This is a genomic window from Wolbachia endosymbiont of Phyllotreta cruciferae (genome assembly GCF_918697765.1).
GTDB classification, from domain to species: domain Bacteria; phylum Pseudomonadota; class Alphaproteobacteria; order Rickettsiales; family Anaplasmataceae; genus Wolbachia; species Wolbachia pipientis.
Genome location: NZ_OU953855.1, coordinates 1,536,984 through 1,559,539, shown reverse-complemented (window position 1 = coordinate 1,559,539; position 22,556 = coordinate 1,536,984). Strand labels below are relative to the sequence as shown.

Below are 22,556 nucleotides of genomic sequence, written 5' to 3'. Positions count from 1 at the left end.
CCTCCTGATTAAGTTTTATCGCTATGACTCCCCCACCAGAACCGTGCTTGCAGCTTTCCCGCACACGGCTCCACAATGTAGTATTCACAGCATTTCCTATTTTGTATATAATGAGTAGCATATTCTTGGTTTTGGTAATGGATTAACTTGTAGATAGTGTATAAATTGCTTTGAATTCATACTCTTCTTCTGACTACGTCGGTTTATCCATTTATACGCTAGCTTGATTACCCGCCAGAAGAATTTATTCAACCACCGGTAATTTCCGCTAACTCCGAAGTAGTTATAGTGTCCTGTTAGTTTTGCTTTAAGTATTGACCACCAATCTTTAAGGTGAACTTTATTTCGGATCTTTTTCACCCATTCTTTGATTTCTTTAAGTTTTCTAGATAGATTTTCTTTCGAGGTTTTATGACCTACCATTACTCTACCTTTACGACTCCTTGTACCATAATGGGTGAATCCTAGAAAGTTGAAACTTTCCGTTTTTCGTTTCTCCCTTATTCCTTGTTGCCACTCCTTTTTGCCAAACTTTACTATTCTTGTTTTGTCTTCAGATATTTCCAGTCCAAATTTTCCTAGCCTTTGTTTCAGTGACTCTAAGAGTTCTCTAGCATCTTTTTCTCTTTCGCAGCAAATCAGGTGATCGTCTGCATACCTAACTAGCTCCATATAACCTTTAGATCTTAGCTTGAATTTCTTTTCAAACCACAAATCCAGCACATAATGCAACTATATATTAGCTAGTATAGGACTTACTATTCCCCCCTGAGGTGTGCCTAGTTCAGTTGCTTCATAATGTCCTGCTTCGACTACTCCTGCCTTAAGAAATCGTTTTACTAACCACAGTATGTTTGGGTCTGTTATCCGTTCTCTCAAGCATCTCATTAGCCATTTGTGCTGGACATTATCAAAGAATTTCTTGATATCAACTTCTACTACATAGTTAGTTGGTCTGTACATAACTGCTTTATTTAGTGCATTTACCGCTTGATGACAGCTTCTACCAGGACGAAAACCATATGAGTTATCCAGAAAGTTAGCTTCATAAATATTTTCTAATATCTTCTTCAGCATTATCTGGACTAACTTATCTTCTGTAGACGGTACTCCAAGCCCGCGTTTCTCTTTGCTTCCAGCTTTTGGTATATATACTCTTTTCACTGGTTGCGGTTGATATCGCTTTCTTTTCATACTATCCACCAGAGTGTTGAGCTTCTCTTCAAGATTTTCTCCATAAGCTTCTACTGTCACCTGGTCTATACCGCATGCTTTGTTATGCTTTAGCTCTTTATAACATTCAGCAAGATTCTCTGCGTTTATCAGATGAATTAACGATTAAATTTCAATCGTTTATCTTGCCTGGCTCTTACTGCTATCTGATTTAGTTTTCTTTGCACGTTATTCCAACCTCCGTTGTATTGGCATAGCAATTCCTAAACCAGTCACTATATTGCTGACCGCTTCCCCTTGTATGTGGCTTTCCCACACTCTGAGTACTATCAATCAGTCCGACTTCCTTTATATCTTCCGTCAGTACTCGCCTTTGTTGACTTGTTCCAACGTACCTTAATAGGAATACAAAGGATCTCCCAAGTTTACGTAAACTCCATCTCAACACGTGATACGGCCTCAGATCCCGATAGAGTGAGTGATAACTTGCCCTATTGTTACCCTTCTTGCTGTCTTCCACTATATGCAACGTGTCGACCTCTATGACATCGAGAATTTCGGGACTCAATACCTTCACTTTCGTTGTACCCTGTGTTGTCCATTCCACTAGCTTTACTACGCTCGTTACCTTACGCAGCATAGTGGTTTGTTCCAGCCTGCTGGCTAGGCTTTGCCTGGGTTGGATTTTCACCAACTGGACTTTACGCACTTTGCTTGGCGCACGCATGTTTCACCTAAAAAGGACACATTTTAAACTTCTTTGTTGAAATAAAATAGAAACAAAAGTGCTGTTTCCTGCGGCTTCTGGATAATTTAATGGTAAAAGTTTTAGAGAGAAATTTTATACACTATCGCTGATATTTTTCCTTAAGTTGACGCCATTGTCTGGTCGGTTGTTTAACTGTGCTTCTAAATCTTTTATTTCCTCGTCTTTAGCTTGTAACTGTTGCTGTAAGTTCGCAACTTCTTGTGTGTATTTTGTTGAGCTTTTAATGCTGTTATTCCCTCGTCTTTAGCTTGTAACTGTTGCTGTAAGTTCGCAACTTCTTGTGTATTTTGTTGAGCTTTTAATGCTGTTATTTCCTCGTCTTTAGCTTGTAACTGTTGCTGTAAGTTCGCAACTTCTTGTGTATTTTGTTGAGCTTTTAATGCTGTTATTTCCTCGTCTTTCTCTTTTAACTGTTGCTCTAAGCTGTTAACAAGCTCTTTACTCTGTTGTAGTCTTCTACTTGCTGATCTTCCTCTTTTTTTTGACTCAGTAACATCTTCTTGCTCATTAACAGAACCTTCACTTAACGGCGTGCTATCACTAGAAACAACACTTCGATTACCTTTATTGCCCGACGTAACCTCATTATCATCGGCAACCTGCATTGTATCATTAATCCCTTCAGACACAGGCGTGCTACTCGCATCAACATAATCATTTAAAGAATCTTGATTACCAACTGAAGAACCTTGTAACGACTGCTCTGTTCCTGATTCAATAGAGTTTTTATTTATAGTTCCTTCTTGATCAGATGTTATATCAGTTGGTGAAGTTGCTCCAGGTGAAGAATTTTGATTTTCATTTGAGTTCAACATATTAAACCCCAATATATATAATTAACATTACATAATACCCTTAGAACCTAAGGTCAAGTAATATTTTTATCATAGCATAGAAAATTTATGTTCGTAAACAAAAAATTTTGGCGTAAAATTGCCACATTTACTTAATTGTGCTATAGCTAAAGTAATTTAGGTTTACCGACCATCGTCATTCCGCTGCTTGTTAGCGGGATCTAGAGATACCGCGGCGGTATGACGTTGCTAGCTTAAGGTTTAAAATTGAGAAATATTTATGTTAAAAGAAAAATACGGCTTTAAAGAAATTGAAGACAAATGCAACATATTGTGGGAAGGAAGTAAAGTTTATAAGTGGAATGGTGAAAAGGATAACACTTTCACTATAGACACACCTCCACCGACAATATCGGGTAAATTGCATATCGGCCATATATTTAGCTATTGCCACACGGACTTTATTGCAAGGTTTCAGCGCATGCTGGGAAAAGATGTGTTTTACCCAATTGGGTTTGATGATAATGGGCTTCCCACTGAAAGATTGGTTGAGCAAACCTATAAAACCCGCGCAAAAGAAGTTGGCAGGGAAAAATTTATAGAGATGTGCCATGAGGTTATTGAAAAATCAAAGCAAGAATTCAAGGAACTATTTAAATCGGTCGGCATTAGTTATGACTGGGATTTGGAATATCACACGATCAGCAAGGAAACTGTGACGCTTTCACAGATGTCGTTTATTGATCTATATAATAAAGGGTATGCATATAGAAAAATGCAGCCCATCCTTTGGGACCCGGTTGATAAAACAGCAATTGCGCAAGCAGAAATAGAAGATAAAGTTTTTGAGTCATCCTTAAACACGATAGTTTTCTCTACTCAAGAAAATGAGCAGATCAACATTGCAACTACGCGGCCTGAGTTACTTCCCGCATGTGTTGCAGTTTTTTGTCATCCAGAGGATGCGCGCTACACTCATCTAATCGGAAAAACAGCCATAGTGCCAATAACAAAGGAAAAAATTCCAATCATAGCTGATGATAAGGTTAAAATAGATAAAGGCACTGGGCTTGTTATGTGCTGTACGTTTGGTGATGAACTCGACATATATTGGCAGCAAAAGCATAATCTACCGATGAAAATTATCATCGATCAGGATGGAAGGATGGACCTAGATGATGTCATTCCAGTGCTTGACACTGGAATCCAGGAAAAAGAGCCAATGCCAGCGATGACAGAGGAAGATATCATGTCAGCGTATGGTCAGAAAAAAGAAGAATGGATCCCAGTGTCGGCTACTCGGATGACAGACGATATACTAAATGAAATAAATGGATTGAAAGTTACAGCAGCAAGAAAGAGGATGATCGAAATCCTAACTAAAAAAGGACTTTTGATAGAAAGCACTAGCATTTCTCATTCTGTTAAGTGCGCAGAAAGATCTGGTGCACCACTTGAGATATTACCTACTTATCAATGGTTTATCAAGACCTTAGAGCAAAAAGCTCAAGTATTAGATAAAGTAAAAGAATGCAATTGGCACCCAAGCAATATGCGTAAACGTATGGAAGTGTGGATAGAAGGGCTAAATTGGGACTGGTGCATCTCAAGGCAGCGCTATTTTGGTGTGCCATTTCCAGCGTGGTATTCTAAACGTAAGGGAGAAGAAGGTAAAATTATTCTAGCTGAAATAAAGGCCCTACCTATTGATCCACTCAAAGATTTGCCAAAAGGGTATAGCAAAGAAGAGATTATCCCAGATCAAGATGTAATGGATACTTGGGCCACAAGTTCAATTACTCCTCAACTGAGTGCACTGGCAGTAAACAGTGAGTTTAGCTTACCAAATCATCGCTATGATACGATATTTCCTGCAGATCTGCGCAGCCAGAGCCATGAGATAATCAGAACTTGGGCTTTTTATACTATTTTAAAGGCACATTATCATGCAAATTCTTTACCTTGGAAAAACATTATGATCAGCGGTTGGTGTTTAACCGATGATAAGAAAAAGATGAGTAAATCAAAGGGTAACATCATCACTCCTCATGTAATACTTGAAACTTATGGAGCTGATGTAGTGCGCTATTGGGCAGCGAACTCAAGGCTTGGAGTTGATACAGTCTACTCTGAAAATATATTCAAAATTGGCAAGCGCCTCGTTACAAAACTTTGGAACGCTAGCAAGTTCGTTTCCATGTTCATGGAAAAGCATCAAGTGATGAGCATAAATTCTGCTCACGAGACAATGGATAAGTGGATATTGTCTAAGTTATACAAAGTTATAGAAAGAGCAACGAACAACCTATTACAGTTTGAATACTGCGAAGCTTTGAGTGCAGTAGAAGAATTTTTTTGGAAGGATTTTTGTGATAACTACTTGGAACTAGCAAAAAAGCGCGCATATGGAGATAAAGTAGACAGCGAAACAAACTTAAGTGCAAAGCAAAGTTTGGCATATGTACTGAATATTATTTTGCGGTTATTTGCACCTTTCTTGCCTTACATTACAGAAGAGATATACCACCAGTTGTATAGTTATAATTCTGTACACAATCAAAGTAATTGGCCGAGCAAAGAAGAACTTATCTACGATAAATATTCAGAGGAAATGGGAGATAATGTTATTCAGATATTAAACATTATCAGAAAGATAAAGGCAGATAATAATGTATCAGTTAAGCATCTGATAAAAAAGTTGATGATAAAAGCAGATCTACGAGAGGATAAATTGAATCAATCTGCACAGGATGATTTGCAGGCAGTTTGCAATGCGGAAACGATAGAGTGGATGCAGTCTGAGCTTGAAACTGAAGACGGGAAATACATAGTGAATATAGACTTATACTGATTTTTATAGCTTCACTTCCTTTGATATCTATGCTATCATAGTCATTATTGATTGTGAGAGAATAATAATGGGGGATTTATATAATAAAGCCAATGCACCATATCTTATAGCTGGTGCTCTTGCTACTTTGGTATTGCTTGCGTCTGGGACACTTGCTGTTGCCCCTTATGTTAAGTTCTTGTCTTCAGTTGCAGCCTTTAATGTAGCTGTTGCTTTGAGTTTGTCTATACTTTCTATTTTGGTGCTTGCACTTTCATGTAAAATAATTAGTAATAATAAGAAAATAGAGGTTGAGAAAAATAAATTTGCTGAAAAAGAGCAAGAGTTAGAAAGCGTAAAACAACAATCAGAGAGTAAGGTACAAGAGTCAGAAAGTAAAATAGCTCTGGGAGAAAAAGCTAAAGAAGCTGTAAATAAAGAAGTGAAGGAATTAAAAGATCAATTAACTCGAGAAAAGCAAGATTTGGAAAGCGAAATTGCAGGGTTAAATAAGGAAATAGAGCAGTTAAAGACACAACAAGATGATGCACAGCAAAAATTAGATGATGCTACAAAAGAGTTAAATAATAAAGGTAATCAAATCCGAGAATTAGAGGGTAAGATAGGTGCCCTTAATAATAAGAACAAAGATTTACACGATGAAAATACAGAATTGAGTGCAAAAGTAAAAGGTCAGTTAGAACATAAGGAGGAGATGCTTTCTCTTGAACACCAAGAGTTACGTGATGAAAATACAAGATTGAATGAAAGAGTAGATTCTTTAATGGAGGAATTGTGTCAATGCAAATTAGAAAGTGAAAAGAATAAGTTATGTTTAAAGTCAGAATATGAAGATGAGTTACGCTTAAGATTGGAATATGAAGATGAATTAAACTTGGAATTAGAACATAAAAGTAGGGAAGCTTCTTCTCTGCGTACTCAATTAACTATGTTAAGAAAAAAAGTAGAAGTAAAACAATTAAAAACTTTAGAATCGGAAGAACAACATGAGAGCTCAGAAAGCGACATAGAAGAATTAGAGAAGAAGTTATGCCAGTCGGAAAAGGAAAAGAAAGAATTAGAAGGTAAAGTTAGTGATGAACGTCAAAAGCGCACTGATCTTGAAAGTAAAGTTGATAAATTGTGTACAAAGGAGAAAGAGTACTTATCTAAAATTGAGGAGCTGAAAAAGGAGTTATTATCTTTACAAAAAGAAGAGAAAGAATCTGATAACACATTAACAACAGTGAAGGATGATCACGATAATAAGGTGAAAGAATTAAACAGTTCACTTTTGGAGCAATCCTCTCAAATAGAACAACTTCAAGAAGATTTGTCGAAAAAGAAACAAGAAGAAGTGCTTTTTTTGCAACAGACGATAAAGTATATAACAGATGAGGTAGAAAAATTAGTAAGGGAAAATGAAGTGATCAGAGATGATGATAAAAAAGTAATATTACAAGTGATTCAAGCAATAAAGTCCGTGTTAGTAGAAGAAGTTGCACAATATTTGCCAGGCGAAACGTCTGTTCCTTCATTTGTGGAAGATCCTGGATATACCAGTGGATGTTCTACCCCGACCAACAGCTGCCACACATTTTTAGTACAGTTGTACACTGGATACATAAAACCTTAGCCATTTTTAGCTAGCAGACTGAAGATGGGAAGTTTGTTGTAGGTGCAGCACTATAATTCCTCCACAGATAAGAGAATTTTAATAAATATATACAAGACTGCTGAACGTGGGGGGGAGGGGAGTAATGAGCAATTTGCTTAGTGAGGCTAATGCATTTTATTTTGTAGCTAGTTCCTTAGCTACTCTTACGTTACTTACATCTTTAGCGCTTATTGTAACTTCTAATGTGCCTCTTCCTCTAATTCTTGCTTTAGCTACATTATCTGTTTTGGTGCTTGCACTTTCGTATAAAATAATTAGTAATAATAAAAAAATAGAAGTTGAGAGAAATAAATTCGCTCAGAAAGAGCAAGAGTTGGAAAATAAAATAACTCTAGGAAAGGAAGCTGAAGAAGCTGCAAACAAAGAAGTGAAGAATCAATTACATGAATTAACTAGAGAGAAGCAAAATTTAGACAAGAGAGCAAAAAAATTGAATCAGAAAGTAAATGAGTCAGAAGCTGAGAGAGAATCTCTTCTTGAAGAAAAAAAATCTTTAGAGAAAAAATTAGAAACAGCAAAGAATCGTACGTTTGAAATAGACAATGAATTGGACAAAACAAGAAAGGAAATAGGTAAGCTTAATGAGCAGGAAGAGAAATTAAAACTTGAAATCTCATGTTTAAAGAAACAGTTGGAAGAAAGAAGTAGATTTATTGCAAAGCTGAAGATGGAAGTGGATGATAATAAACATTTAGAGCTAGAGAATAAGGGGTTAAATGATAGAATAGAAACGTTACGTGAAGTACAAAAGGCACTACGTGAGAAAAAACATGAACTTAGTGAAAAAGTAGAGGCATTGAATAAGGAAAAAAATAGATTTTCTAAAGAAGTAGAGGAATTACGTGAAGAACAAGAAAGACTGCATGCAAACTTAGATAAGCTACAATGTAAAATTAAAGAGGTCAACAAAGAAAAGAAAAATTTATCTAAAGAATTAAAAGAGAAATTTGAAGAGTTAGATGAAGCAAATGGTTTAATTAAAAATCAATCTTTTGAGTTAGATGGGATAAGAAAAGATTGTAATAATGAAGTAAAAAGTTTAAGAAATTCACTTTTAGAACGAGACAGTCAAATAGAAGATTTTTTGAAAGAGAAAGAAAAACAAGTGAATTTTGCGCAACTGTTGATAAGATGCGTAACAGACAATATAGAAGAGCCAATAAGAAATAATGATGGAAAAGCAATATTAGATACGATTCAAATATTAAAGTCTGCGTTACAAGGAGAAATTGCACGGCTTTTGCCAGACGAAACGCCTTCTTCTTCGCTGGAAGATCTTGGATATGAATCATTATTTGTCAGTCGCTCATCCACCCCGACCAAGTTGCCAAATTCACTATTGACAGAATCTTATGAACGCAGTCAGTTCAATCAGAGTGAAAGTATTTGCAAAACACAACAATGAGTCTTATTATAAGATAAATCATGCAAGATAATGAACCCAATAATATGCGCACTGGATACACAAGACTTAAATAAGGCTATTTCTCTAGCTAATGCTCTGCGTGGTAAAGTTGGCATGGTAAAGCTGGGATTAGAATTTTTTGCTGCTCAAGGTCTTTCTGGAGTGCAAGAAGTTGCAAAATGCAATGTACCAATTTTTTTAGATCTGAAATTGCATGACATTCCAAACACTGTAGCTAAAACAGTTGAAGTAATAAAAGTTCTGAACGTTGAAATGTTAACTCTGCACATCAGCGGTGGAACAAAAATGCTTGAAGAAGCGCTAAGTGTAGTGCAAGGCACAAAAATAAAGCTGATTGGAGTGACAGTGCTAACTAGTATGAGCAATGAGGATTTAAACGAGCTTGGAGTAGCAAGAGAGGCAAAATCACAGGTAATTTTGCTTGCAAAGCTTGCAAAAAAGATTGGACTCCATGGAATAGTCTGTTCTGCATTGGAAGCTCAAGAAGTGCGCCGAGAATGCGGTGAAGACTTTAAAATTATTACTCCAGGAATTCGTATAGATCCAGGTCATGACGACCAAAAAAGAACAGCAACACCAAAAGAAGCAATAAATTCAGGAGCTGATTATATCGTCATTGGCAGACCCATTACAAAAACTACAAGTAGTGCGGAGCTAATATTGAAATCCATGAAAGAATTTTAATATAATAACTTAATTTATAAAAATACTAACATATTAATTAGGAATAAGCATGAGTAATATCAATAGAATAATACGCGAAGTAATCAAGGAATTCCGCTCAAAATTACCAGATAAGGAAATAGAGGAATATTCTGGCAAATTGAATAAGCTACATATCTACCAGTGCAATAAGCATATAATAGAAAATAAGAAGCTATATCATTATACAATAAATGGGAAAACCCATGCTATGGGTCAGCATGGGCATAATTTTGTCAAGAGTTTAGAAGTTATCTTGAGGAATAAGCCACAAATTTCCTTAGAAGAGGTAATTGATTTTATGGAAAAAATAATTAATTTTGGTATTGATAGTTGTTATGGAGCATTTGAGATGATATTTGAATCTCGCTCTGGTGTTACAATAGATGATGCAGTTAATTTTGTAAAAGATAGCTTATCTAGTAAATTTTATAGATTCCATGGCAGTGGGATTTTCAAAGTAATATTAGAACTTAATCCAGAGAGCTCTCTTGAAGAGATAGAGAAACAATTTAGCAAAGTAGTAGATCCTTACTTTCTTAATGCTTGGAGTCGAGAAAGTGAAAGGGCTTTTGCTAAGATATGTAGGTTATGTAGAGAAGGACATGTGGAGAATATGCAGAAATTTGATTTTAGCAATTTTAATTTAGATCAAGATAGTGCTGGAGCATTAAGAGCACTGTTACAGTATTGTGTTGACGTTTCTAATCAAAAAGCTTTAGGTGATTCACATGAATTGCATAGAGAAGAGATGGAGGGGATATATAAATTTGATGATAATTACGATTTAAATTTAGATAGTGATCATAATGATAGTATCTGGCATTGAAATTATACTACAATAATAAAATAACTGGATAAAAATTATCACCAAAAAAATTCAAAAAAGTGCTTGACATAAAAGAACGAACATTATATAGTGTCATTATCTTTTATTTTACCTCGCTTAATTTAACTACTGGATTAAGCTTACAGTACTAAGCGTGGCACAAAGTGCCACGCTATTTTTCGGTTTACATTTTCAACAGATAAAAAATGATGCCATTTCAGTGCCAAGCACATAACTGTACGAACATTCATTTTTAAAGGTAAATTGCACAACAGATGATGTCATTCCAGTGCTTGACACTGGAATGGCTTTGTTGTATCGCTCTTCGGATAGTAGGTAACGTACAATAAATTCATGAAGCTATCTCAAACTTAGCCATGCCTATTTCAGTAAATTTGTTAAGCAAATAACACTTGAGTAGCAGTTCCTTCTCACGATTAATCTCAGATTTGCTCCTAAAACTAAACCCAAATATTCGCTTCAACCTTGAGAAAAATCCTTCAATATACGATCTTTTTCCGTAATTTACTTCTTCTTTCCATCTTTTTATACCATTCTCACCATGTAATTTCATTAACTGAATAGCGGCATTTCTATCAAGCATATAATCCAATTTTGGATGCTCTGCTGCGTTGTTTTTCGGAGGAATTTTCGTTTTTATACCATATTGATTACACAGCTTATAGAGCTTTTCTCTGTCATATGCCCTATCTGCATATAGTACTTTTATGACATACTGAAAATCGACTTCTTTTAGCAAATCACAAGCTCCATAGTGATCAGAGTAGACACCGTTACTGTATTTTACAGCTATGGCTTTTTTGCTGTTTGTATTCAACATTACATGCAATTTTCTTGTCTGTTCATAGCTGCGATACTTTCTATCTTCGCTATTTTCTTTGCTATGACCAGGAGTGTTGTTGTATATACTAATTCCTGTATTGTCTATAGTAATTTCGATATCTTCCATATTATTTTTATCAATTCTGCAATCATTGATCTTAATATTGAGTTTCTTAAACCTTCTTGATGATTGTGAATAGCTGATAACTTGCAAATTTTTCCCAATTTGCTCAAGGTATCCTGCTATAAACCCAACTGTTTGCCTCAGGCCTATTCTAAATAAACAAGTTATTATGTGCACCAAAATTACAACTTTATCGCTATAAATATTGTTGCCACCTGGTATTTTTGGACCATTCTCGTACCACTTTTCTATGGCTTCGTTGATATAATGAAAAATATTTCCTCTTTTTTCTAGAAATTTGTTATATTCGCTATGGTTACTGACCCTCATTTTTTGTGGCATATTTTTTCTTTCAAGGTTAAATGGCTATTTTATAATGAATTTTGTCAGTAGCCACCAGATTTTTTCAGTTGCTATGCAACAAAGCCATCCCAGTGTCAAGCACTGGGATGACATCGTTTACTATGTACCATATTGCAATATTCGTACAACTGTGGGAAACATCTATGGATGCCATTCCTATTACCTTATTTCCATTTTTATTTCATTTTCAAAGGAGGCTATTATGTCACTTACCGATATCGCTCACCGTATCAATGAACTCGCTTCATCATGGGAGCAATTTAAATTAATAAATGATCGCAAACTAAAAGAAATTGAAAGCAAAGGGCGTGCTGATTCTGCAACAATTGAGCAGCTATGCAAGGTAAATAATGCCATTGATAGTTGCAAAGAGCGTTTAGACTTGATCGAAACTGCAGCTCAACGCCCAGAAGTAAATACAGATTTTAGCACAAGCGATAAATATTTTTCTGATTATATCCGCAAGGGAATGGAAAGCGGTTTATCACACAAAACCCTCAGTGGAGATGACAGTGATATCGGGGGGTATCTAGTTACTCCGCATATTGTAAAACGCATAAACAAGCGCGTAACTGATTCGTCCCCAATGCGACAAATATGCTCCAGTCAAAGAATCTCTACTGAAACATTGGATTACATTATAGAAGATTTTGACCGCGCCGGTGCAGGTTGGAGCAGTGAAACAGTAGATGATGAGGACGGTGGCAATAAGTCTAAGTATGATTTTGCAAAAGATACGGACACGCCCAAAATCCAAAAGATTTACGTCACAACTTACGAGTTATATGCTCAACCACAAATATCACAAAAGTTACTCGATGATGCGTTTGTCGATGTTGAGAGTTGGCTGGTGGAAAAGATTGCCGAGACTTTTAGTAAGGAAGAAAGCGAAGCCTTCATTAAGGGTGAGGGCACTTTTCAACCAAAAGGAATTTTAGCTTATGAAAATGGAAACAGTTATAATAAAATAGAGCAAGTTAAAACTGAAAAATTAGATAGTGATTCAATAATGATGTTGTATTACTCTCTGGACGAATATTATTCCAAAAATGCGTCATTTTTGATGAACAGGAGTACGTTGAAGGACATTAGGCTACTAAAAGCTCAAACAGGTCAATATCTCTGGCAACCAAGTTTGTCGCTTAAAGCCCCAGATACCTTAATGGGAATACCAGTATATCAATCTGCCGATATGCCACCAGCGCCAAACAATCAGCTACCAGTAATTGCGATGGCAGATTTCAAACAAGCTTATAAGATTGTAGATAACAGAGGAATGAGAATATTAAGAGACCCTTATACGAATAAACCTTATGTGAGGTTTTTTGTCACTAAGCGTGTCGGCGGAGAGGTTGTAAACACCAGTGCTATTAAATTGTTGAAAGTTGCGAGCAAGTACTAAAAACTTCCGCAGCATCATCTTTATAGCTGATCAAAGCAACACGTCATACCGCGATTCATTCCATAACTGTACGAACATTGTGATTTTGGCCCATCAGGAGGGTGTCATCCCAGTGCTTGACACATATAGCTAAACTGACTTAGATTTACCGACAGTTTGAAAAACAAAAATTCGTCATTCCGCTACTTGTTAGCGGAATCTATGCTGAGATATCGCGGCGGTATGACGTAGGAAAACCTTTCTTGGGTTAGCTATAGTTTGCTATATTATGTGATTTTATTTTTAGCGTTGCTTCTTATATTATGTAATTTATATTCCATAATATACATTATGTAATTTTCGATGCTAAAATCTGTTATAGCTCTCAGTATGATATGAGTGATTCTCTTTTAATAATTATTTTTTAAATAGTTTGTTGGTTCATCAATTTCTTTAGGATTGATATCTACAATTATTTTTCCGTTTTTTAACAGAATAATCCGATCTGATATTTTTGTTAAAAAATCCAAATTGTGAGAAGCGATAATCATAGTAATACCCATATCTCTAACTGATTGTAATAGTTCCACAACGTCGACTATTGTTGCTACATCTAAACCAGACGTTGGCTCATCGCATAATAGAATCCTTGGATTCATCATTAAGCTTCTGGCAAGCGCAACCCGCTGTTTTTGCCCACCGGATAGATTACTAGGGTAATCATTTTTTTTAGAGGCAATACCCAAAGACTCAAGTAGTGAATCACTTTGATCCTGAGTTTTGTTTTTAAGTTTGGGAGCATATGTAAGATTTTCCCAGACAGTCATATGTGGAAAAAGTTGAAAATCCTGAAATACAAAACCAGTACTATCATTGCATTCAATGCTACCAGAATCTAAAACTTCGAGTTTTTGTATACAACGTAACAATGTTGATTTACCACTACCAGAAGGACCAGCAAGACCAACTATAGATTGTTCTATAATCAGGTTAATATTATTAAGTACTGGAATATTATTAAATAATTTACAAACATTATGCATTTTTATCATATATACCTTTCTGTTCAATCTTTTTGCCTATATATTCAATTAGTAATACAAGAGCGTAATAATAAGCCCCAGCAAGACAAAGTGGTATAAAATAAGTAAATTGTTCTGCTGCAAGCATTTGCGCAGAGCGCATAATATCAACACCACCAATAGTAGAGATTAATGCCGTTTCTTTAAGGAGTGCAATGATCTCATTTATCATTGCAGGAAGAATATTTTTAATAACTTGTGGTAATATAATATCTCTCCACATATAGAAACTAGGTATTTGTAAAGTTTTAGCTGCTTCAAACTGGTTTTTTGATATAGTTTCAATACCAGCTCGTAAAATCTCAGCAATATAAGCACAGCTATTTAGACCAAATGCTATAATGCCAGCACTAAATATGTTTAATTTAATTCCTGCAATGGTTGGAGTCATAAAATAAACAACACTTAACTGTAATATAAGGGGGGTGCCACGTATTACAGATATAATTCCATTAATTAATGGAATACAGATCTTATTATATCTGAGTACTGAAAATAACCCTCCTAGACTCATACCTAAAAGCAGTCCTCCAATCAATAATTTTAAAGTAAAGGCAAGGCCTGTTCCAACAAACAAGAAATTAGAAATTAATTCTTGCATCAGTTATCTCCTAGCCATTTTTCTGCTATCTTTTGTATTACACCTTTACTTTCTAAACTTTTTAACGCCTCGTTTATTTTATCCTTTAAATCAGATCTTTTATTCACAGCAATAGAATAACCATTATCTGACTTAGCGATGGCTGACCATGATAGACCAGGATTTTTTTTGCTAAATACTTTACCTTGGAATTCATCAATTAGGACGCCATCAACATGACCAGACTTTAATGTTTCTACAGCTTGATTATTATTGTCTATAGCAATAATTTGAGCTGTTGTAGGAACATGCTCTTTTAGCCAAATTTCCATGACAGTTCCTAGTTGAACGGCTATCTTCTTGTGAGTTAAGTTGTTTATACCGGCTATGGGTTTATTTTTGTGATATAGAATACCAAATTCCCCTGTATAATAACTATTTGAAAAATCAAAATTTTTTTCACGCTCTTCTGTGCTACCAATAGTAGATATAGCAGCATCTACAGAATTACTTTGCAATGCTGCAAATATAGTACTAAACTGCATATCTTTAAATATCGCTTCTTTACCTAACTCTTTTGCTACTAATTGAGCAAGCTCAATGTCAAAGCCAGTAAATTTACCATTTTCATAATATTCAAAAGGTGGATAATCTGCAGAAATTGCAAATCTAATGATATTATCGTGTTTATTTTCCTTGCATCCTGTTAATAGAATACTTATCACTATAATAGCATTTAAAATATATTTTTTCATATTACTAATTTATATTCATATTTTATTCATCTTATGAATATAGACATTAAAAATTGAATAGTCAAGAAATAATGAATATAATTTCAAATATACTTATTACATATTCAATATGAGGAAAATGCATAATGCATGACAACACACTAGGTGAACATATTTTAAATATTATTCAAAATCACGAAATTTTAGAGCAGAGCGATTTACAGACCTTGCTTAAAGAAAGAGGGCACAACATTCCTCAGGCTACTTTATCAAGAAAATTAAAAAAACTTAAAATTGCCAAAGTTGCTGGTATGTATAAAGTAATTGACATCAACCAATATCGATTACCATTAATACTTAATATGCAAATTTCGGATTTTGGTTTAATAGTACTACACACTCAACCAGGACAAGCTAGCAGCCTAGCTTACTTTCTAGATCAGAAGTATGTTATTTATTCATTAAATAATAGCAAAAACATAGGAATTATAGGAACTATAGCAGGTGATGATACAGTATTATTGATCATCAAAAGTAAGGCTGAACTTAACAAAGTATTACAATCAATTTATGAAACATTTCCATATTTAAGTCCTGAATAAGAATGTTGTAAGTTAAAAATGTGATATAAAGGAGATAAGAGGGATTCCTTTGTTTAAATCTTTGTCTTCTTTTTTTCAATATACCTACATATCAGAATGGACAATTCATATAGAATCAGCATAGGTATTGCAAGCCCTACTTGGCTTAATACATCAGGTGGAGTTAAGATTGCAGCAATAATAAAAATTACCACTATTGCGATTCTACGTTTATTTGACAAACTTTGTGTAGTGAGTAACCCTACTCTCACCATCAATGTGAGTATTACTGGAATTTGAAATGCAGTGCCAAATGCAAACATAAATTGAAGAACAAGGTCTAAATATTCGCTAACTGATGGCATAAACTCTATCGGTATATCGAAGGATTTACCACTGTGTTCGAAGTTGATAAAAAACTTCCAGGCTAAAGGAAATATATAGTAATAGACTACAGTAGCTCCCGTTACAAATAAAACCGGTGTTGCAATTAAGTATGGCAACAACACTGCCCTTTCACTTTTATATAACCCAGGTGCTAAGAACATATAGAATTGCCATGCAAACACAGGAAAAGAGAGCAAAAGTGCACTCATTACAGCAACCCTAAGATATACAAAAAATGCCTCTGTTAAGTCTGTGTAAATCAAAGAAAAACCTTTGCTACCTTTTGTTGCTTCTATTAAAGGTGCAAGTAAAAAACGGTATATATTTTCCTTAAAGTAGTAACAAAAACCAAAAGCAACGCAAAAAAATAGAAAGCAAAAGATAACTCTTTTTCTGAGTTCCGCAAAGTGCTCATAAAATGAGGCGTATTTGTTTGAGTTCCAGTTCATACTTTACTATAGCTCAATAATGCTATGTCTAACATTCTCAGCGAAAAAGCCCACTCATTGTCATACCACGCTGCAACCCTGCATATATCACCTGTAACATATGTACCAGTTAAATCCACAATTGCACTATAAGGGTTATGCACAAAGTCTATTGAAACTAAAGGTTCCGTACATATAGAAAGTACATTTGACATTGGAGAACCCTCTGTCATCCTAGTACCCTCTGATGTCATCCGAGTAGCTGACACTGGATTAGATTCCAGCGTCACGCGCTGGAATGACGTAGACGAGAGAGCTGCATCCTTAAACATTTCATTGATTTCTTTAACGGTCGCTTTCTTATCAGTCGTAAATGTAAAATCAACCATAGAAACATTGCTAACTGGAACTCTGACGGCAGTGCCATCTAGCTTGCCCTTTAATTCAGGAATTATAGAACCAATTGTTTTTGCTGCCCCGGTTGTAGTTGGCACCATAGATAATCCGCAAGCTCTTGCTCTACGCAAATCTTTATGATTACCATCAAGAATATTTTGATCATTCGTGTAGGCATGTATAGTAGTCATAAAACCGCTTTTTATGCCTAAACCAGAATGTAGGACTTTCACAATCGGAGCAAGGCAATTTGTAGTGCAAGAACCTGCTGATATCACTTTATGCTCTTTTTCGAGCATATCGTTATTCACACCATAAACTATAGTGACATCAGCATCCGGAACTGGAGCAGAGACAATTACTTTCTCTGCATTGTGCCTTATTGCTTCTTCACGTTTGTTGAATGCACCAGTACATTCAAGTATTACATCAACATTCCAAGGAATATTTTCAGGGCTCCGTTCTCTATATAAAGAAAACTTTTTGCCATTTATAGAAATCCAATTTTGAGACTCATTAAAATCAATATTACCACTGAATTTGCCATGAACAGAATCATATTTAATCAAATGTGCATGCTGCTTTGCACTGAGCGATCCATTGACAGCTACAACTTCTATTTGTTTGCTATATTCTTCTATTTCGAAAATAGCACGCAATACGCCTCTGCCTATTCTACCCAGACCATTAATTCCTACACGAATCGTCATCTCTTCATTCAAAAAATTTAATTATAGAGGATATCACTTGATATTTCATTTTATTCTTTTGCTTTTCTATCGATATGAACATTATAGCAAGGAGACAGGGCTAAAAACTTGCTTGACAAACTCCGCCAGCCCCCTTATCATAAAATTGAAGCTATTTATTTATCTTCGCAATCTGCAGATTAAAACGACAAAGGGAACTTTGTATTTGGCGTAAATCATGCTTAATTTTTTGCACTATGTGCACCTCATGTCTTTATAAAACTTCTGGGTTTCTACCTATACAAGCCGAAACGCGCTTATAAAGCGTTTAAGACATCAAAAGACGTCAAATAGAACAAGGGAAAATTTGAATACTAGCTACCCTAGGTTTTCTTTGCCTTTTTTTCTGCTTAGTAAATTTTTTAATGTTTATAGCTAAAAGTTAGTTGCAGTTTAAATGCAGCTGAGTCGCGGTTACTAAGTGTAAAAAACATAAAAAAACGCCAATACTGAAAATAGACAATGACTAGGGTTTCTTTTGCCTTTTTTTCGTTTGGTAAGTTTCTTAATATTCATGGCTAAAGATTGCACGAATGTTGCAATTACAAAAGCGTTTCTACTAGGAGGGTGTCATCCCAGTGTCTAGGCACTGGGATGACAGCTAGCCTGACAACCGTCATCCCGCTACGTGTTAGCGGGATCTATGCTAAGAGATACCGCGGCGGTATGACGGTTCGTGGCGGTATGACGTAGAATTTTATAACCCAGTGTCCAATCTGGATTCTAGTTAGCGTTTTTAGTAACTAAGAAAAGTGCTTCCCCCTTTTAGACTTACTATTACCCACAAATAAAAACATAGTATTGTATTTACTCAAATAATTTAATTTTATTAACCTGAAAGCTTATTAGATTAAAATTATTAAACTAAGAGTTATAATTTTAGCAACTAAAAGCTGTAAATTGCACCATATAAACAGTTATTTCAAGCAAAAGTTATGCCATTAAGAGCTATGCAACAAACATTTATATTTGTGGGTAATAGTAAGCCTTTTAGAGCACTGCATATAATAGAATTATATCGCAGTGCATTGCGAAACAAAATTCCCAATACTACAGGAGGCTTTATGAATAAGAAATTTCTCTATTCACCATTGTCAATAAAAAGCATAGGAGAAAACGGTGTATTTTCTGGTTATGCTAGCGTTTTTAATATAGTTGATAAACAAAATGATCTGATATTGCCTGGGGCATTTAAGGAAAATTTAAACAGAAATAAAATAAAACTCCTTTGGCAGCATAATCCTGACGAACCTATAGGTAGTATCATAGATATTTACGAAAATGATGTTGGTCTATATATAATTGCACATTTACTTTTGGGTATTCAGAAAGCAGAAGAAGCATACTTAATGCTCAAAACCGGAACAATTAACGGACTTTCCATCGGCTACATACCTATAGAGTATGATGTTGATCATAAAAGTGGAGCTAGAGTGTTAAAACAAGTGGAATTATGGGAAGTCAGTTTGGTCACTTTTCCTGCAAACTTGGCTGCTCAGGTAATCAATGTGAAAAATCAGAACAATGAACAGGAAGTGTTAGCAAGAGCGATAGAAAAAGCAAATGCTGTACTTGCAGACATGTACATTTCTGCTTAAAGTGTATTAGGTGGGCAAAGACTTTACCATAATTTGACACCTGTGTTAGTATTTGTTTAACATTTATACTAATATATATAACTTTATTACTATTAAAATTTTCTGTAAATTAAAGTTAAAAAATGAGGTAATTTTATGCTAAATATTAATAATAAGGTTAATTATGAAATTAATATTAAGCGAAAGGAAAAAAAATACAGCTGGTCTACTGTATTTGCTTGGTTATATCTAAAAACGATTGGACGAATATTGCCCAAGAGATGGAATAGATGGGCAGAAAATATTTTGTACTACGATAAAACTACTGCAAACAATGAAGTTCAAACTGATGCTTTTAAGACAATAGATGGAAGTGTTCAAGTTGACTTAAAACCTGAAGTTGTAGAGAAAGAGAGCCAAAGTGTAGTGATAAACAAAGATGGAGGGGTTCAGACTGATGGAGTAGCATTGATAACAGAGGAAGATGATGAAGCATTAGAAGAACAGCTGGAGGGCATAAATCAGGAATTAGAACTTGAACGTTTACAAAATGCTTCCTTAAAAGAAGAAAATAGAGAATTACGATCTGCAATTGAAGGACTTGAAAAGAGTTATAAGGGACTTACAGAAGATGCAGGCGAACGAGAAGAGGAACTAACCAAATACAAACAAGATAAAAAAGCAATGCAGGATAAAGTTGATGAACAACAGAAAACTATATTTGATCAATACATGATAATAAGAGAGCAAGGAGAAGAAATTGAAGCTACTAGGAAAGATAATGAAAGTCTGCAAGCACAAATAATAGAACTTAAGAGTAGGTTAAAGGACAAGGAGGATAAATTAATTGAATTGAATCAACAATGGCAAGCTAGCAAATTAGTGGCTTTACTTAAATCACAGACTGATAAATTGTGTCAGGCTAAAGACAAAAATACTGAATTAGAAAATAAAGTCAGTGACTTAGGTCATGAAAACAAAGCTCTACGATTAAGTGTGAATACATTGACTGCTCAATTGGGTGAAATGGAGAACTTGGGGAAGCAATTACAAAGTGTTCAAGAATCTAAACAACAATTGGAGATTGATTTAGAAGGTCAATTGAAAGCTGACACTAAGAAACTACAGGAAGCAAAAGAAGGTCAATTGGCTAAAAAGGCAGGTGCAGTGAGTACAGTATCTACTGCAAAATCAACTCTTTCAAAATTACGAAACTTGCCCAATAAGCTTTCTAGGGATAAGGGTCTCAATAACTTTTTATCTGGGAAAAACGAGGAGTTAAAAAAAGGTTTTCCTGAATTTAAAGAGAAACACTTTTGCCATAACGTGCTTAATGAAACTATAAAGTCTCTATCAAATCAAGATGATGGCAAATTTGAAAGCAGTAAGCTGCTTGAATTATTAGAAAGTAATTTGAAACAATCCGCAAGGGAGATCATAGAAGCTAAGGTTAAAGAAGTTGTCAACGAACATTGTAACATTGGAAAAAATATGGGTAAAGAACTACGAGATGACACGTTAAAAGCCAAGTTGTCACCTTCTGTTAGAAAATGCGTAAAAAAATTAGAATTTAAACAAGAAGGGGTAAATAAGATTGTAGACTCTATCTTGCACAGCTTTAATAGCAAGAATAATAATAATAACGACTCAGGAGAATTGCTTAAAGAAATTGTTACAGGAAAATTAACAGAGGCTAAAATGAAATGTTTTTCAAATAAGATTCAAGAGTTACAACTGGCATTAAGCATAAGAGATAAATTTTTATCTCCAGATCAGGGAATGTGTAATCAAACTCAAGGAGGAGTAAACGAATATCAATTAACAGAAAAAGCTAAAAAAGAACATATACCTAATTCCTCTATGAGTTCCCCTAATATTGCAAGCATACATTCATTGAACAGTCAGAAAGCAGTTAGAATAGGCTCTTAGCATAAAGCACCAGCTCCTCTTTTGTTAAAGTGTAGGAGCTATCTTCCCAATGTTGTTTTAGCAATTCCAAGTTTCTACCTAAACTTTTTCCTGGCTGGTGACCTATACTTATTAAATCATCGCCAGATAAAGGAAATTTTGGAATATTGAATGTGTTAGCAAATGAAATGTATTCATCAACATTTTCTCCAGACTCAACACCACAAATTTTCACTAAATCACAATATAATTCTCTACCAAATAAAGATATGTATTTTTTTTGCTCTTTTTCTGAGAGTTCTGTTTTGATATCGTTGGATAGTAAAAATAGCAGCTTTTTCTTTTGCTTGTTTGAAAGACGTAGAAACATGATTATATATTCTCCAAGACTTAGCCTGTCATTTTTTTTAGTAGTCCTAAGGAGTAACGCTAATTTTACTAGCGCATCAGTGCCGAAAAGAAGTGACGAAGACAGAATTTCGCATTTTACTTCTTTTGGGATAATCTTTTGCAAAACATCAGATTCTTGCATGCTCTTAAGTGTTGGAAAAGGATCATTGCACTTCAGCAATTTAAGTATTTCATCTCTTATTCTCTCTCCAGAGAGGTTTTGGATCATATGCGAATGCTTTTTGCATACGCTTAGTATTTCATCACTCAAATCTCCGGCACATATTTTTGCATGAAAACGAAATGCTCTTAAAATACGTAGATAGTCTTCTTTAATTCTATCTTCAGCGTTGCCTATAAAGTTTAACCTTCGCGCCTTTAAATCCTCAATGCCACCAAAGTAGTCATATATATGGCCATGCTTATCTGCATATAGAGCGTTAAATGTAAAGTCACGCCTTGAAGCATCAGCTTGCCAATTATTAGTAAATTCTACTTTTGCATGCCTACCATCACATTTCACATCATGCCTTAGTGTCGTAATTTCAAAAGACCTCTGATTTAGAACCGCAGTGATAGTTCCATGTTTTAAGCCAGTTGGAATAGTTTTTATATTACGGAGTTTTAGCGCTTTAATCGTTTGATTGGGAAGCAAATTAGTAGCTAAATCGATGTCGTGGACATCACGCTGCAAAATTGAGTCTCTCACACACCCGCCGACAAGCCTAGCCTCACCACCAAATTCCTCTATGGCATCAATAATTAAACTAGTCTCATGGTCAACTTGCATTTAGGTTAGTACGTACTGCAAGTTCATATTATATGAAATGCT

17 protein-coding genes and 1 pseudogene are annotated in these 22,556 nt (G+C 35.0%); 9 read left to right on the top strand and 9 right to left on the bottom strand.

Annotated features, from left to right (window positions below; all coding sequences use genetic code 11):
• Positions 1 to 96: 96 nt before the first annotated feature.
• Together ltrA and NL281_RS07175 are read right to left on the bottom strand one after the other, a co-directional pair.
• Positions 97 to 1,194: pseudogene (gene ltrA / locus NL281_RS09345) on the bottom strand (group II intron reverse transcriptase/maturase).
• An 897-nt stretch (positions 1,195 to 2,091) separates the two neighbouring features.
• Complete coding sequence (locus tag NL281_RS07175) at positions 2,092 to 2,754, bottom strand: hypothetical protein (RefSeq protein ID WP_253303249.1); 663 nt, start codon at positions 2,752 to 2,754, stop codon at positions 2,092 to 2,094.
• A gap of 262 nt (positions 2,755 to 3,016) precedes the next feature.
• On the opposite strand from NL281_RS07175, the gene NL281_RS07170 reads away from it, so the two are divergent.
• The 5 genes from NL281_RS07170 to NL281_RS07150 all read left to right on the top strand — a co-directional run bounded on the left by NL281_RS07170 (position 3,017) and on the right by NL281_RS07150 (position 10,201).
• Entirely contained in the window at positions 3,017 to 5,587 is a 2,571-nt protein-coding gene (locus tag NL281_RS07170) for a valine--tRNA ligase (protein ID WP_253303248.1), read from the top strand.
• Positions 5,588 to 5,654: 67 nt separating this feature from the next.
• Positions 5,655 to 7,202, top strand: a complete 1,548-nt coding sequence (locus tag NL281_RS07165; protein ID WP_253303247.1) for a hypothetical protein — start codon at positions 5,655 to 5,657, stop codon at positions 7,200 to 7,202.
• Between the two features lie 124 nt (positions 7,203 to 7,326).
• Positions 7,327 to 8,649 (top strand): coiled-coil domain-containing protein, encoded by a 1,323-nt coding sequence (locus tag NL281_RS07160; protein ID WP_253303246.1) that lies wholly within the window; start codon positions 7,327 to 7,329, stop codon positions 8,647 to 8,649.
• A gap of 30 nt (positions 8,650 to 8,679) precedes the next feature.
• Positions 8,680 to 9,354 (top strand): orotidine-5'-phosphate decarboxylase, encoded by a 675-nt coding sequence (gene pyrF / locus NL281_RS07155; protein ID WP_006279404.1) that lies wholly within the window; start codon positions 8,680 to 8,682, stop codon positions 9,352 to 9,354.
• A 49-nt stretch (positions 9,355 to 9,403) separates the two neighbouring features.
• Positions 9,404 to 10,201, top strand: coding sequence for a hypothetical protein (locus NL281_RS07150; protein ID WP_155968486.1), 798 nt, complete (start codon positions 9,404 to 9,406; stop codon positions 10,199 to 10,201).
• 352 nt (positions 10,202 to 10,553) lie between these two features.
• On the opposite strand, the gene NL281_RS07145 is transcribed toward NL281_RS07150, so the two are convergent.
• Positions 10,554 to 11,510 (bottom strand): IS5 family transposase, encoded by a 957-nt coding sequence (locus NL281_RS07145; RefSeq protein WP_253303245.1) that lies wholly within the window; start codon positions 11,508 to 11,510, stop codon positions 10,554 to 10,556.
• A gap of 223 nt (positions 11,511 to 11,733) precedes the next feature.
• Between NL281_RS07145 and NL281_RS07140 the strand changes: the two genes are divergently transcribed.
• Positions 11,734 to 12,933: a phage major capsid protein gene (locus tag NL281_RS07140; protein ID WP_253303244.1), complete on the top strand. Its 1,200-nt coding sequence runs from the start codon at positions 11,734 to 11,736 to the stop codon at positions 12,931 to 12,933.
• A gap of 389 nt (positions 12,934 to 13,322) precedes the next feature.
• Here NL281_RS07140 and NL281_RS07135 read toward each other — a convergent pair whose 3' ends face one another.
• The 3 genes from NL281_RS07135 to NL281_RS07125 are packed head-to-tail and all read right to left on the bottom strand — an operon-like array spanning position 13,323 to position 15,299.
• A complete protein-coding gene (locus tag NL281_RS07135) occupies positions 13,323 to 13,964 on the bottom strand; it encodes an amino acid ABC transporter ATP-binding protein (RefSeq protein ID WP_077188144.1) in 642 nt (213 codons plus the stop codon).
• The gene (locus NL281_RS07130) at positions 13,948 to 14,595 is read right to left on the bottom strand and encodes an amino acid ABC transporter permease (protein WP_007548901.1); all 648 of its coding nucleotides are present in this window, start codon (positions 14,593 to 14,595) and stop codon (positions 13,948 to 13,950) included. Before NL281_RS07130 ends, NL281_RS07135 begins: the two co-directional genes overlap by 17 nt.
• Positions 14,595 to 15,299 (bottom strand): substrate-binding periplasmic protein, encoded by a 705-nt coding sequence (locus tag NL281_RS07125; protein ID WP_253303243.1) that lies wholly within the window; start codon positions 15,297 to 15,299, stop codon positions 14,595 to 14,597. The genes NL281_RS07130 and NL281_RS07125 overlap by 1 nt, the downstream gene beginning before the upstream one ends.
• 155 nt (positions 15,300 to 15,454) lie before the next feature.
• Here NL281_RS07125 and NL281_RS07120 point away from each other — a divergent pair, with 155 nt between their 5' ends.
• Entirely contained in the window at positions 15,455 to 15,910 is a 456-nt protein-coding gene (locus NL281_RS07120; protein WP_010081874.1) for an arginine repressor, read from the top strand.
• A gap of 53 nt (positions 15,911 to 15,963) precedes the next feature.
• On the opposite strand, the gene tatC is transcribed toward NL281_RS07120, so the two are convergent.
• Both tatC and NL281_RS07110 read right to left on the bottom strand, forming a co-directional pair.
• Positions 15,964 to 16,725 (bottom strand): twin-arginine translocase subunit TatC, encoded by a 762-nt coding sequence (tatC, locus tag NL281_RS07115; RefSeq protein ID WP_182320250.1) that lies wholly within the window; start codon positions 16,723 to 16,725, stop codon positions 15,964 to 15,966.
• The gene (locus NL281_RS07110; protein ID WP_253303747.1) at positions 16,722 to 17,810 is read right to left on the bottom strand and encodes a type I glyceraldehyde-3-phosphate dehydrogenase; all 1,089 of its coding nucleotides are present in this window, start codon (positions 17,808 to 17,810) and stop codon (positions 16,722 to 16,724) included. Before NL281_RS07110 ends, tatC begins: the two co-directional genes overlap by 4 nt.
• Positions 17,811 to 18,913: 1,103 nt before the next feature.
• Here NL281_RS07110 and NL281_RS07105 point away from each other — a divergent pair.
• Both NL281_RS07105 and NL281_RS07100 read left to right on the top strand, forming a co-directional pair.
• Positions 18,914 to 19,447: an HK97 family phage prohead protease gene (locus NL281_RS07105; protein WP_370274073.1), complete on the top strand. Its 534-nt coding sequence runs from the start codon at positions 18,914 to 18,916 to the stop codon at positions 19,445 to 19,447.
• 135 nt (positions 19,448 to 19,582) lie between these two features.
• The gene (locus NL281_RS07100; RefSeq protein ID WP_253303241.1) at positions 19,583 to 21,355 is read left to right on the top strand and encodes a coiled-coil domain-containing protein; all 1,773 of its coding nucleotides are present in this window, start codon (positions 19,583 to 19,585) and stop codon (positions 21,353 to 21,355) included.
• Here NL281_RS07100 and NL281_RS07095 read toward each other — a convergent pair.
• The gene (locus NL281_RS07095) at positions 21,339 to 22,514 is read right to left on the bottom strand and encodes a CCA tRNA nucleotidyltransferase (protein ID WP_253303240.1); all 1,176 of its coding nucleotides are present in this window, start codon (positions 22,512 to 22,514) and stop codon (positions 21,339 to 21,341) included. The two genes, NL281_RS07100 and NL281_RS07095, sit on opposite strands and share 17 nt — an antisense overlap.
• Positions 22,515 to 22,556 lie beyond the last annotated feature (42 nt).

Bases quoted from the DNA above. Each gene is read 5' to 3' on its own strand.
- tatC (WP_182320250.1), bottom strand. From the start codon at position 16,725: ATGAACTGGAACTCAAACAAATACGCCTCATTTTATGAGCACTTTGCG.
- NL281_RS07105 (WP_370274073.1), top strand. From the start codon at position 18,914: ATGAATAAGAAATTTCTCTATTCACCATTGTCAATAAAAAGCATAGGA.
- NL281_RS07110 (WP_253303747.1), bottom strand. From the start codon at position 17,810: ATGACGATTCGTGTAGGAATTAATGGTCTGGGTAGAATAGGCAGAGGC.
- NL281_RS07140 (WP_253303244.1), top strand. From the start codon at position 11,734: ATGTCACTTACCGATATCGCTCACCGTATCAATGAACTCGCTTCATCA.
- NL281_RS07135 (WP_077188144.1), bottom strand. From the start codon at position 13,964: ATGATAAAAATGCATAATGTTTGTAAATTATTTAATAATATTCCAGTA.
- NL281_RS07120 (WP_010081874.1), top strand. From the start codon at position 15,455: ATGCATGACAACACACTAGGTGAACATATTTTAAATATTATTCAAAAT.
- NL281_RS07150 (WP_155968486.1), top strand. From the start codon at position 9,404: ATGAGTAATATCAATAGAATAATACGCGAAGTAATCAAGGAATTCCGC.
- NL281_RS07095 (WP_253303240.1), bottom strand. From the start codon at position 22,514: ATGCAAGTTGACCATGAGACTAGTTTAATTATTGATGCCATAGAGGAA.
- pyrF (WP_006279404.1), top strand. From the start codon at position 8,680: ATGAACCCAATAATATGCGCACTGGATACACAAGACTTAAATAAGGCT.
- NL281_RS07130 (WP_007548901.1), bottom strand. From the start codon at position 14,595: ATGCAAGAATTAATTTCTAATTTCTTGTTTGTTGGAACAGGCCTTGCC.
- NL281_RS07165 (WP_253303247.1), top strand. From the start codon at position 5,655: ATGGGGGATTTATATAATAAAGCCAATGCACCATATCTTATAGCTGGT.
- NL281_RS07160 (WP_253303246.1), top strand. From the start codon at position 7,327: ATGAGCAATTTGCTTAGTGAGGCTAATGCATTTTATTTTGTAGCTAGT.
- NL281_RS07170 (WP_253303248.1), top strand. From the start codon at position 3,017: ATGTTAAAAGAAAAATACGGCTTTAAAGAAATTGAAGACAAATGCAAC.
- NL281_RS07145 (WP_253303245.1), bottom strand. From the start codon at position 11,510: ATGCCACAAAAAATGAGGGTCAGTAACCATAGCGAATATAACAAATTT.
- NL281_RS07100 (WP_253303241.1), top strand. From the start codon at position 19,583: ATGCTAAATATTAATAATAAGGTTAATTATGAAATTAATATTAAGCGA.